The organism is Blastocatellia bacterium (genome assembly GCA_035573895.1).
Classification (GTDB): Bacteria; Acidobacteriota; Blastocatellia; order HR10; family HR10; genus DATLZR01.
Window position 1 is genome coordinate 1 of the sequence record DATLZR010000181.1, and the last position, 12,862, is coordinate 12,862.

Here is a 12,862-nt window from a genome sequence, read left to right on the forward strand (position 1 = left end):
AACGAGCGGGGATGCTTGCTCCCGGACTCCGGGACTCGCTAGAATCTTCCCCGCACCGGGAGGATCGGACGAACCATGCGGATCGGAATTGACGCCCATGCTATCGGGACGGGTCTTGCCGGAAACGAAACCTATATCAAGAACCTCATCCCCGCACTCGCTGAGATTGATAGCAAGAACGAGTACATCATCTTCGTCACGCGCTCCGAAAGCCCTGTTGCCGAAATCGAGAAGTTTCCTCATGTTCGGATAGTCCGTATCTGGCCTCATACGCGATACGTGCGGATTCCCCTGAGTCTGCCGCTGGCCGTGTTGCGGACGGGCGTTGATTTGCTCCACGTGCAATATACCGCGCCTCCCTGGAATTTCGTTCCTGTGGTGACGACGATCCACGACATCTCGTTTGAGCATCTTCCGCAGTTTTACACTCCTCGGGAACGCTGGTTCTTCAAGCTGGCCATCGGGTATACCGCCCGTCATGCCGCGAAAATTCTCACCGATTCCGAATATTCCCGTCAGGACATTATCCAGACCTACGATCTGCCAGCGGATCGTGTCGTTGTGACTCCGCTTGGGGTGAGTTCCATCTTCAGGCCGGTTCGAGAACCTGATCGGATTGAATCGGTCAGGAAAAAATACGGGATCACCCGCGAGTACCTGTTGAGCGTGGGGAGTCTGCAACCCCGAAAAAATCTCGTGCGTTTGATCACGGCCTACGTCCGACTTCGCGCGCGAGAGGAGGATTTCGCGCCGCAGCTTGTGATTGTGGGCAAGCGGGCCTGGCTCTATCAGGACATCTTTCGGGCGGCCCGGACATCCGGCTACCTCTCCGACATCATCTTCACTGACTACGTGCCGGATGAAGACCTGCCCATGCTCTACAGTGGAGCGACGGTGTTTATCTATCCTTCGATGTTCGAGGGTTTCGGATTGCCGGTGCTGGAAGCAATGGCCTGTGGCGTTCCGGTGATCACGAGCAACAGTTCCTCGCTGCCGGAAGTCGCCGGCGAGGCAGCCGTCCTGGTTGATCCCTATGACGAGACGGCGCTCGAAAAAGCCATCCTCCGCCTCGTCAGCGACGATCGGTTGCGCCAGAAATTGTCGCTGGAGGGCCTTCGGCAGGCGCAAAAATTCTCCTGGCGTCGAACGGCGGAGCTGACGCTGCAGGTCTACGAAGATGTGGTGCGGCGGGCCACGGGAAAGTCTGAGCCTCTTTATGCACGGTCAGCAGCATCATGAGCGAGCCTTCGTTCCCCCTTCGGTCCTCACAGGAGAAAGTACCTGGCCACGATACACAAATCGGTGTGCTTGAAACGTCAGCGGAGGTCAACGGTGAAGGCGTTCAGGGAGGACCAAGCGCCGCCCGCCATCCCTCGGTCTGATTCAAGAGCGATCCGAACCGGGCAGCGACAGTGCCGTCGGCATTGGTCAGACGCGGGCTCTCCCGTTCAGCGCCATCTGGGATTCTAGCTCGTGAAGAGAGATCGAAGATGAAAATCGCCATCATGGGAATTCGGGGAATCCCGGCTAATTACGGAGGCTTCGAGACCTTCGCCGAAAATCTGGCCACGCGGTTGGTCGAGCGCGGTCATGAGGTCACGGTCTACGGTCGAAGCCACTACGTGACGCCCACTCTGCGGTCTTATCGGGGAGTTCGCCTGGTCGTTCTGCCTACAATCAAGCACAAATATTTCGATACGGTGGTTCACACGATCCTGTCGGTGCTGCACGCGTGGCGGCAGGATTACGATGTGATTCTCTTTTGTAATGCGGCTAATGCCCTGGCTGCGGGACTGGCGCGGCTGCTGGGAAAGAAGACCGTCATCAACGTGGATGGGATCGAACGCAAGCGGCGCAAATGGAACTGGCTCGGACGAACATATTACCTGCTCTCGGAGTGGCTCTCGACGATTCTCCCCCATGCCCTTGTCACCGATGCTCGCGTCATTCAGGACTATTATCGCCGCCGGTACCGAAAGGAGTCGTGGATGATTGCTTACGGGGCCGATGTCGAGCGCTGGCCCGATAGCGGACGCCTGCGGGATTTCGGACTGGAGCCCGATCGCTACATCCTCTATGTCAGCCGATTGGAGCCGGAAAACAACGCGCATCTTGTCATTGAAGCCTTTGAGGGGGTTCGCACCGACATGAAGCTCGTGATCGTGGGCGATGCTCCCTATGCGCGGGACTACATCCGGCGGCTCAAGCAGACGCAGGATCCGCGCATTCTTTTCACGGGATTCGTCTTTGGTGATGGCTATCGCGTTCTCCAACAAAACGCTTACTGCTACGTTCACGCTACCGAGGTGGGAGGGACACACCCGGCCCTCGTCGAAGCCATGGGATTTGGCAATTGCGTCCTTGTTCTCGACACGCCGGAGAATCGCGAGGTCGCCGGGGAGGCCGGTCTCTATTACCGGGATGCCGCTGAGTTGCGCGCCCATCTCCAGCGGCTTGTTGATTCACCTGATCTGCTTGAATCTTTTCGTCAGCGAGCGCGCGCCCGCGCCCAAGCCCACTACTCGTGGGATCATGTGACCGACCAGTACGAGAAGCTCTTCAGACTGGTCGTCGCGCGTTCCCTGGGGCTGGACCGTTAGAGCCCGTGAGAAACCGGTCTTTGCCTTTCCGGCCTGTTCGACAGAACGAAGGGTTACGCGCCTGGTTCAACAGCCCCCACCAATTGCCTTTTGAAAACCCTCAGGGATTGCGGATGACTGATTACGGGATCGGAACGTGTAAATTCGGAGATCCACTCGCTTACAGCCCGCCTTTGGTATCAATTGCAAATTGCCCTAACCGTAGTCCCATTCTTCAGACTTGAGCCCCCGGCGAGCCGCTCGAATCAGCGTTTGCCTTTGCGACCGCTTGGGACGTAGCGACGCGGACGGTTGGGCTGGCGGAGCGTCATTTTCAGCCGCTGTTCTTTGTCGAGGGCGGGCTTTTGCTCGCCGACTTTTTTCCCGATCTCTTTCGGTTTCTTGATCATCCCAGCACGATCCTCTCCGGGCGCGCCGGGCCGTCACCGAGTGCTTACCCGGCCAGGGCCCGCTCGCGGGTGATCTCTTTGAAAAAGGTGAAGTCTCCCGACACCGGGATGCGCACGTTTCCCACCGAGGGGTTCATCACAGCGACATTAGCCGGATACCAGAGATAAATCCAGGGGAGGTCCTCAGCGAGAATCTCCTGAATTCGGGCATAGCGGAGGATTTGTTCGGATCGGTCCGGGGTCGCTTCGGCCTCGGCAATGAGCCGATCGAGTTCGGGATTGCGATACCGGGCTCGATTGAGGAATCCCGTGCGCTCGCTCTCCCGGATCGTGCGATCGCCGGGAATCGAGCGTGAGCCGAAAGCGGCTTTGAAAATGTCGGTGAACTGATTCGCTCCAACCTGACGGAGGAAGAAGAGCTGATAGTTACCCGTGTTAATATCGTTGAGCAGTGTTTGAAACTCGAACGACTGCAGTTCCAGCTCAATGCCCACCTGTCGGAGGTTCTCCTGAATCACGGTGGCGATCTTTCGTGGCTGCTCGGCCGAGGAGGTCTTGAGGGTCAGGCGAAAGCGCGGTCGCGGTCCCGGACCATCGGGATCGCGAAAGCCTGCCTCATCCAGAAGACGGCGCGATCGTTCGGGGTCGTAGTCATAGCGCCGTACGCGGGAAAAGTAAGCCCAGTGTGTGGGAGGGAGAACACTCGATGCCAGCGTTGCCTGGTTGCGGAGCAGGGTTTGAATGATCGTGGGACGGTCAATCGCCCAGGCGATCGCCTGACGCACCCGCCGATCCTTCAGAATCGGATCGGTCGTATTCACACCGAGATATTCCAGCGTGGCTCCCTCCGTCACGATGACCTTCAGAGGTCCTGCTCGCTGTTGCTCAGCAACGAAGTCGGGTGACAGTTGCGCGTTCAGGGCAAAATGAACCGTCCCTCCCTGAAGCTCCAGAGCCAGCGTCGTCGGATCACGGACGATTTTAACCGTGAGCCGCTCAATTCGCGGCATCCCCTGAAAGGCGTCGGGGAAACGCAAGAGGCGAATCTCTTGATTCTCTCGATAGCTTTCGAATCGGAACGGACCGGTTCCCACCGGGCGAGTGGCGATGCTCGCGCCCGATCCATCGGGAATGATGCCGATGGCGATGAGATCAACGAGCAATCCCCGGTAAGGCTCGCGGCAATGGAAAACGACCGTGTGCGCGTTAGCGGCCTCCACCCGCTCCAGCTTGCTCAGAGCTGCCCGTTTGGGTGAATCGAAGTCAGGAGCCAGAAGCGTCTCGAACGTATAGACGACATCTCGGGCCGTCAACTCTCGCCCGTCGTGAAAGCGCACGCCCCGACGTAAATGGAAGGTGTAGGTTCTCCCGTCTCCAGCTACCTCCCAGCGCTCAGCCAGCTCAGGTACGATCTCGAATCGGTCGTCTTTTTGCACGAGAGTGTTGAACAGAAGTTGCTGAATCCGCGCCGTTACCGCATTTGTCGGGCCTCGTGGATCAAAGGTGAGCGGAGGCGTCTCCACGGCGATGATCAGCTCGTTGTCCGACGCGGGATTGGTTCGGCACCCGATCGCAAGGCATGTTCCCATGACGACGATACAAATGAGCAGGCGACGCCACGCACCCGGTTTTATTGTCTGGACGGCCGTCGTCGGCCGGGCCAGGATGTGTCGAGATGAAGCGGGTTTCGATCTCATCACCCTCAGGGCCGACAGGTTTGCTGCAGCGGAAGGATGGAAGGTGAATGGAGCTGGACAAAAATTATGCAACTTGCTAGATGTTGCTGAAATTGTGTCACTTAATGATGCCGAGATGAGGCTTTTCCACAGACTTTTCCACAGGTTGCTGTGGAAAAATTTTCCTTTGACGACAGCGTCACTCATGGCGTGGACCCGACCCAGGACTCACGAGTGCGCTCATTTCACCGAGCAGGCGGAGATAGGAGGGAATCGCGGGAGGCACGGCTGTTTCTGGTTGAGAGCTTTGACGGGAAGCGTGATGGGCGGCGAGCAGGTCGAGCGTGCCCAGCACTCCCCAGGGGCTCGTCAGTTTCACCTCCACACCAGTAGTTTCCTTTTTCCCCAGACCGAAGACAGGGGGATTCCATTCCGCTTCCAGTGCCCGGATCAAAGGATCGGTGGAGGGCAAAGCTCCGAGCAAACCCCGAACGGCAGGCATACGGAAGATGCCCGGACTCATGAAGAGAGCAAGGCCCGCTGTTCCGGGCGATGGCAGATGGCTGGTGAGGGTAGCACTACGGCCCTGAGTGCGAGCGGCCTCGCGGGCGTCAACGACTCGTTTGACTGCTTCGGTGGACGCAAGGACGGCGATGTCTTTGAGGACAGTGACCGACAGCGTGGGATCAATCGGATAAATGGTCACCGACTTATACGTCACCGGGGCCGCCGTCAGTCCCCCTTGATTCTTCATCCGCTGGTAAATCTTCTCCGCAACGGTCGAAAGCGTTCGCGAGTCAGTCACCGTCAGCAAAATCACCCGTTCGAGATCTGCCGACGTCGCCTGGGTTCGGGGAATATAAGCGAGCGCGAACTCGTTACCTAACGAGGCGATCAGCTCGGCTCGAATGCGAAATCCGAGGTCCGTCTCCAGCCTGGCAATGGCATCCTCCGCCGTTTGACCCCCAAGTTGCATTCGGATCAAGGGGCCGAGCGTCGTCAACAAGGCGTCGTAAAGCTGATTGAGGTTAGTGCCGACAGTCATGCTGAGGACCGCATCGTCGGGAATCGAAGAGAGAGCGGCAAAGGGGACAGTGGGAATATCCAACAAGGCCGTGATGAGATTCTTTCGCTGGCCATCAACAATGAGGTGGAACTCATCGGTCACCGCTTTATCGGTAAAGTTTGTGGTGAACGTCGCTGCCTTGAGCGCCGAAATGCCGGCGAACTGGAGAGCCGGAACAAGCAACGAGACGCCCCCGCGTCCGGGATTGGCAGCCAGCATGGCGATAAGAAAGTTGGACAGCTTCTCGAGATTGATGAATCCCCTCAGGGGAACCGGGGAGGATTTCTCAATCGTCCCTTGATACAGGGGATTGTCGGCGAGCGACGGCTTCACGCCGATGCCATCAATAATCCTTTCGACGGCCGAGGGGTGTCCGAGCAGGAGAAATTTCTCTCTTCGGGCGAGACTCAGCTTTTCGCCGACAAACAGACGATCTACGGTCGTAATCCTGGCTCCCTTTCGCTCAACCGTTGTGGGCGCGAAAGCCGCATGTCTCTCTTCAAATCGCCGTATGGCTTCGTCCAGCAGACCTGGATTTCCAATTTCCGCAACCAGGGCGGCGGCGGGCAATGCCATTGCCGATCCGGGCCGATCAAAGAAAACATAGGCCAGCCGACCCGGCACGGGTTGAATCGCTTCGACAGTGTCCTGAATCGAGCGGCTCAGGGGAGAGTCCGGTGAGGTGGATCGAACGAGCCGGTAAAAGCGATTCTGCGAAAATCCGTTTCTCAATCCCGCGAGGTCCTCGATGAAGACAATAGCCAAAGCATCCGCGGGCACTATGGATTCCAGTCGCGTGGTTTGAGATGGGCTCGTCGCCCGCTGGGATTGAGACTGAAACCCGACCGTGCTGATCTGGCCGAGGGTCAGAACTAAAACGAAAAGAGAGACTCGGCTGCTCATGTGCGACCCCTCCTGCTCTGCCCGTACAGGGCGTCGGTCATCCGTTGTTCGGGCATCTCTGGCATCTCCAGTACCCGTCACCGCAGGGCGAGATTCTAGCAGAGGGGCAGGCCCAGGACTAGCCGATTTCTACGATGCCCGCTTGACAGGTTGGTCTTTCACTCTCATAATCGGCACTCTTGTTTTATCCGGAATACAAATCACGCGGGATAGAAGTGGTGTGAAGGCGGTGCCTCTCTCCGTGCAACCGAATGAAAGAGCGAGCGGGGAGAAGTTTGGAACAGCGGGGGAACCCTTCTCTCCAGGAGGAGGGAAAATCCACAACGGAGGTGAAACCCGGTGGCGAACCAGCTCTTTGCGAAAAAATCCATTGACGATCTTCGTGCCGAAGCTGCCAATGAGGAGCACGGATTGAAGCGTGCGCTCGGCCCGCTCAATCTCACGACCCTGGGAATTGGCGCAATCATCGGTGCGGGGATCTTCGTGCTGACGGGGAATGCGGCGGCGCAGTATGCCGGCCCGTCCATTGTGCTCTCTTTTGTCCTGGCCGGCATCGGTTGTGTTTTCGCCGGCCTTTGTTACGCCGAGATGGCTGCGATGATCCCCATCGCCGGTAGCGCCTATACCTATTCCTACGCCACAATGGGGCAGTTTTTCGCCTGGATCATCGGCTGGGACCTGATCCTCGAGTATTCGCTTGGGGCGGCCACGGTGGCCATCGGCTGGTCGGGCTATTTCGTCAGCTTCCTCAAAGATTTCGGCATCATCGTCCCGCCGGAGCTGACGGCAGCCACGGGGACCAGATTGATCAACGTCCCCGGTCAGGGATGGACGACGTTCACCACGGCGCTGGCCGACACATTGCAAAAACAAGGCATTGATCCCAGTACCTTGCCCCAGGTCACGGCGATTGTGAACCTCCCGGCCATATTGGTGATTGCGCTGGTGACGATTCTTCTGGTGATCGGGATCAAGGAGTCGGCCAATGTCAACACGGCCGTCGTGATCCTCAAAGTCTCCATCCTTCTGATCTTCGCGGCGGCGGGACTCGTCTTCTTGCTTCAGCATCCCGATGTCTGGCGGGAGAACTGGAAAGAGTTCATCCCTCCCAATACGGGTGAATTCGGACATTTCGGCTGGAGTGGGATCTTGCGCGGTGCGGGCGTCATCTTCTTCGCCTATATCGGATTTGATGCCGTTTCGACGGCCGCCCAGGAGGCCAAGAACCCTCAGCGGGACATGCCCATAGGAATCCTTGGGAGCCTGGCCATCTGCACGATCATTTACATTCTCGTCTCGGGGGTGCTCACGGGCATCGTTCATTATTCCCGGTTGCTCGTACCTGATCCGGTGGCGGTGGGCATTGACGCGACGGGATTCACCTGGCTGGCACCGTTTGTGAAAATCGGCGCCGTCGGCGGGTTGTTCTCGGTCATTCTGGTGATGCTACTCGGGCAGCCGCGCATCTTCTGGACAATGGCGCGTGATGGGCTGCTCCCGCAGGCTTTCGCCCGCGTGCATCCCCGATTCAAGACGCCGCACATCACCACCATCATCACCGGCGTCGCCGTAGCCATCGCTGCCGGGATGTCGCCAATTCATGTTGTGGGTGAACTGGTGAGCATCGGGACGCTCCTGGCCTTCGTGCTGGTATGTTCGGGGGTGCTGGTCTTGCGATACACTCAGCCGGATGCACCGCGTCCGTTTCGTGCTCCTGGAGTTCCGCTGACGCCGATCCTGGGTGTGCTCGTGTGCCTGGCACAAATGCTCGGATTGCCGAAAGCCACCTGGGAACGCCTGATCATCTGGATGGTACTCGGACTGCTCATCTATTTCTTCTACGGGATTCGTCGCAGCCGTGTGGCTCAGGTGACAGCATCGTAGCACGAAAGTTTGCCAGAAAAGCGCAGGCCGGAAAGCCTACATGTAACGCAGACTGTCTGGTCATGTAACGCGGACTTTCTAGCCTGCGAAACGAGAAAGCTGCAGGCTGGAAAGCCCGCGCCACATCACGCCACAACGGAGACAAAATCTATGACCGCAGCCGATCGAGCTGAGGCCAAAGCCGAGGGAAAGTTTGTACGGGGTCTGGGCCTGTTCGATTCCACGATGATCGTGGCGGGCTCGATGATCGGGTCCGGCATTTTCATCGTGTCGGCAGATATTGCCCGTCAGGTGGGATCGGCCGGATGGTTGCTGGTGGTATGGGCCGTCACCGGTGTTCTCACGCTCATGGCGGCGCTGACATACGGTGAGCTGGCCGCCATGATGCCCCGTGCAGGAGGACAGTATATCTATCTCCGGGAAGCTTATAGCCCGCTATGGGGATTTCTCTACGGCTGGACGCTCTTTCTCGTCATCCAGACGGGAACGATTGCAGCGGTGGCCGTCGCCTTCGCCCGATTTTTCGGCGTGCTCGTCCCCCAGGTCTCGGAAATGCGGAAATTTTTCGAGTGGGGACGATTCTCGTTGTCGCCGACAACGCTCATGGCCATCGGCGTGATTCTCTTTCTGACCTGGGCCAACACGCGAGGCCTGCGCACGGGAAAAATCGTTCAAAATATCTTCACGCTGACGAAAATTGCTGCCCTGATTGGACTGATTCTTCTGGGCCTTCTTGTGGGCGCTAATGCGACGGCCATTGAGGCCAATTTCCGGGACTTGTGGACGGCTACCTCGACTCAGCCCGTGGCCCGCGGTCAGGCCGAGTTCGTGACGGTTCCGCTGACCGGTGTGGGCTTATTGCTTGCCCTGGGCACGGCGATGGTGGGATCGCTGTTTGCTTCGGATGCCTGGAACAATATCACCTTCACGGCCGGCGAGGTGAAAAATCCCCGGCGGACTTTACCTCTCAGTTTATTTTTCGGCGTGACGCTCGTCTCGATCCTATATCTTTTGGCTAATGTCGCCTATCTGGTCACGCTGCCGCTGCGCGGATCGCCGGACGGCGCGTCGGTGATCGAGCGGGGGATTCAATTTGCCACCAACGATCGCGTGGGGACGGCGGCCGCCGAGGTCATCTTCGGGTCGGGCGCATCAGCCATCATGGCGATCCTCATCATGATTTCGACGTTCGGATGCTTGAATGGATTGATCCTGGCCGGTGCGCGCGTCTATTATGCCATGGCCCGTGACGGGTTGTTTTTCAGCGCGATCGGAAAACTCAACGAGCGCGGCGTCCCTCATAATGGGCTCCTGTGGCAGGGCATCTGGGCCTCTGTGCTGACAGTGTCCGGCACCTACAGCGAGCTGCTCGACTACGTCATCTTTGCCGTCCTCGTGTTCTACATTTTGACGATGGGAGGCGTCTTTGTCCTCCGGCGGAAACGACCGGAAGCCGAACGCCCCTATCGCGCCTTGGGCTATCCAGTGATTCCAGCACTCTACATCCTGGCGGCAGCGTTCATCTCGATTGATCTGCTGATTTCGGCCAAGACGCGGGCAAATACCTGGCCGGGATTGCTCATTGTTCTGGCCGGTGTCCCTGTCTACTATCTCTGGAAGCGCAGTGCCGTCATCCAGGTGTCGCCTGTGGCCGAGGCGGAAGAAGCTTAGCGCCGACGTTCTGGCAGATACTGTGGCTCCCTAAATTGGTGTGAGAGCGTGAGACGACGATGGCAGCAGAACATGCGATGACACCTTCCTCGGATCCCCCCAAGAGGATGCCGCTGCATACAAAAATCTTCCTGGGCCTGGTGGTGGGTGCCGCATCAGGGATCATCACCAACACACTGTGGCCCGGAAGTCCTGCTGTGGAATGGGTCGTCGGAACCATCACCGAACCCGTCGGGCAAATCTTCCTGCGGATGCTCATAATGGTCGTCATTCCCCTCGTCTTCGCCTCGCTGGCGTTGGGGGTCGCCGGGCTTGGGGACCTGCGCAAGCTTGGCCGTATTGGGGTGAAGACGCTTCTCTACTTCCTGCTGGTGACCACCCTGGCTGTGGTCATCGGACTCGTACTCGTCAATCTGATCAAGCCGGGTGAGGGATTGCCCGAAGATGTGAAAGTGCGGCTGCTGGAAACCTATCGCGGCCAGGCCAGTCAGACCATGCAGCAGACCGGGCAGGTCAGCTTTGGCATTAACACCTTCATCAACATCGTTCCTCGCAATCCCATCGCCTCCGCCGTACAAGGAGATATGCTGGCCATTATCTTTTTCGCCCTCATGTTCGGCATCGCGCTCACGTTCCTTCCCCAGAGCCGTTCGGCCCCCGTGATCTCGGTCCTCGAAGGGATTGGCGATACCATGGTGATCATCATTGAGATGGCCATGAAACTAGCTCCCTTTGGGGTTGCAGCCTTGATCTTCAGCGTGACGGCGCGATTTGGCTTTGATTTGCTGGCCAAGCTCGGTCTTTATGTAACAACGGTGATCCTGGGTCTCACCATTCACCAGTTTGGCGTTTATTCGATTCTTGTTCGAACGCTGGCCCGGGTGAGCCCGCGCTGGTTCTTCAGCGGGATTAAGACCGTGATGGTGACGGCCTTCTCCACCAGCTCCTCAAATGCCACCCTCCCCACGACCATGCGCGTCTCCGAAGAAGTCCTGGGAATTCCCCGGGAAATTTGCGGATTCGTCCTTCCTCTGGGCGCAACTATGAATATGAACGGGACGGCTTTGTTTGAAGGCGTGACAGTTCTGTTTCTCGCCCAGGTCTTCGGCATCCATCTCTCGTTCACGGCCCAGATCATCGTCGTGATCATGTCGGTTTTGACCGCCGTTGGCGCAGCGGGCGTTCCAGGAGGATCGCTGCCGCTGCTCATCCTGGTCCTCCAGGCAGTGGGTGTTCCGGGGGAGGGAATTGCCATCATCCTCGGCGTTGATCGTCTGCTCGATATGTGTCGCACGACCCTCAATGTCACCGGGGATGTGACGGCAGCGGCTTTTGTAGCTCGGTCGGAAGGATATTTATTGACGCCGAGTCTGGGCGTCGCCGCTTCCATTGAGCCTGAGCAAACGTGATCTCACTTTGCTCTCCCCCCGGCAGAAAGCTTAATGTCCGGGAGGATAGGGATTTTCCAGATTATCAGGAGACGAAAAAGAGATGGCAGAACCCATTGGCCAACAGCGATTGAGCTTCTGGGGCCTCGTGGCCATTGCCCTCATTGGCGCACTGATCTATTTCTTGATGCAATCGGGGAAGTTCTTCCTCATCTATGTGCTCGTGACTCTCGCCTTGTGTGTACTTTTGCTGCTCGTGGCTTTTGACATCGGGATAAAGAAGGAAAATCATCGCGGATAAACGGTGCCCCTGCGGGCGAGGGAATGGTTTCCAGACCGGTTCGTCACACCGGGTGCGTCGGTGATGACCGGGTGCAACGATTGATGCTTGGCGGGTATTCGATCCAGAGCGACCTCTGCTTCTGATATCGTGACCAGTTATCCGCGATTCATAGGGGTTTTTCAAAAGGCCATTGGTATTAGCCTCTCTCACCGGAAGTTGCTGCTCTTTTAAGCTCACGGACTGGCATGTCGGGTGCTCGGGGCAAGCCTCTCCCGACATCAGGAGAGTGTGATGGGTGATTCCACCACGGGAGTTCGGCCCGCATGTCTTTCCGGCTCAAGAGGGAGGATTTCTTGACATCAACCTGAGAGCGGGCACTTTTTGCGCGTCACCGGCATCGTCCCCGACCCCTTATTAGTCGAGCTGACAGCAAGCGATCCACCGCAATAGAAGTCGTCTCAGAAATGGTGGGGAGTAGTGCTTTGAGCCTGAATTTATGCGACGCGGTGAGCCCAGAAGATCGCTTCTGGTAAGTCGGATTGTTGGCAGCGAGCGTTCATCCGTTAAAAAGCCCCTCTATGGCCGTTTGCCTCGAAAGTTGACCCACGCCTTAACTGGGCGCGTGCGTCAAAATCTGGGAATCTTGTCTTCAGGCCACAGGTCAGTTCGATGGCGGCTTGATCATCCTGAGCGCCGGATCGTATCGGGATGGCTTTGACCAGCATCCGCACGTCGTCATCAAACTGCTCCTCAACCGTTCTCTCCGTTGTGAGATGTAGGGCGATGGCCTTCCCTTATCAGGAGGGAACGGAAAATCCCCGCGTCTTTTAAACGCGGCAGTACCAGGAGGCAACCCCGCGTCATCTTGGTGTCGGCGAGGTCGGCAAAGCGACGAAGGCCGCTTTTACTTGTTCGTGTCGCCGGCGGGCGATCTCCAGCGCACGACCATATCCCTCATGCGAGCGAACGGGGTCGAGCAGGGGATCACGGGCAATGTAGGGG

Annotated in this window: 9 protein-coding genes; 6 read left to right on the forward strand and 3 right to left on the reverse strand. The window is 57.9% G+C overall.

All coding sequences use genetic code 11. The features are described from left to right. Positions 1-75 precede the first annotated feature (75 nt). Positions 76-1,239: a glycosyltransferase family 1 protein gene (locus VNM72_15845; protein ID HXF06865.1), complete on the forward strand. Its 1,164-nt coding sequence runs from the start codon at positions 76-78 to the stop codon at positions 1,237-1,239. A gap of 251 nt (positions 1,240-1,490) precedes the next feature. After that, entirely contained in the window at positions 1,491-2,600 is a 1,110-nt protein-coding gene (locus tag VNM72_15850; protein HXF06866.1) for a glycosyltransferase, read from the forward strand. A 245-nt stretch (positions 2,601-2,845) separates the two neighbouring features. Here the strand turns inward: VNM72_15850 and VNM72_15855 are convergent, their stop codons facing one another. From VNM72_15855 to VNM72_15865, 3 genes are all read right to left on the reverse strand, one after another. Beyond that, positions 2,846-2,989: a hypothetical protein gene (locus VNM72_15855; GenBank protein ID HXF06867.1), complete on the reverse strand. Its 144-nt coding sequence runs from the start codon at positions 2,987-2,989 to the stop codon at positions 2,846-2,848. A gap of 44 nt (positions 2,990-3,033) precedes the next feature. After that, the gene (locus VNM72_15860; protein HXF06868.1) at positions 3,034-4,686 is read right to left on the reverse strand and encodes an ABC transporter substrate-binding protein; all 1,653 of its coding nucleotides are present in this window, start codon (positions 4,684-4,686) and stop codon (positions 3,034-3,036) included. Between the two features lie 178 nt (positions 4,687-4,864). Beyond that, positions 4,865-6,634, reverse strand: a complete 1,770-nt coding sequence (locus VNM72_15865) for a DUF3352 domain-containing protein (protein HXF06869.1) — start codon at positions 6,632-6,634, stop codon at positions 4,865-4,867. A gap of 339 nt (positions 6,635-6,973) precedes the next feature. Between VNM72_15865 and VNM72_15870 the strand changes: the two genes are divergently transcribed. The 4 genes from VNM72_15870 to VNM72_15885 all read left to right on the forward strand — a co-directional run bounded on the left by VNM72_15870 (position 6,974) and on the right by VNM72_15885 (position 11,878). After that, positions 6,974-8,518, forward strand: a complete 1,545-nt coding sequence (locus VNM72_15870; protein HXF06870.1) for an amino acid permease — start codon at positions 6,974-6,976, stop codon at positions 8,516-8,518. A 150-nt stretch (positions 8,519-8,668) separates the two neighbouring features. Beyond that, positions 8,669-10,189: an amino acid permease gene (locus tag VNM72_15875; GenBank protein ID HXF06871.1), complete on the forward strand. Its 1,521-nt coding sequence runs from the start codon at positions 8,669-8,671 to the stop codon at positions 10,187-10,189. Positions 10,190-10,296: 107 nt separating this feature from the next. Continuing rightward, complete coding sequence (locus VNM72_15880) at positions 10,297-11,598, forward strand: dicarboxylate/amino acid:cation symporter (GenBank protein HXF06872.1); 1,302 nt, start codon at positions 10,297-10,299, stop codon at positions 11,596-11,598. A gap of 82 nt (positions 11,599-11,680) precedes the next feature. After that, positions 11,681-11,878, forward strand: coding sequence for a hypothetical protein (locus VNM72_15885; GenBank protein ID HXF06873.1), 198 nt, complete (start codon positions 11,681-11,683; stop codon positions 11,876-11,878). Positions 11,879-12,862: the final 984 nt, after the last annotated feature.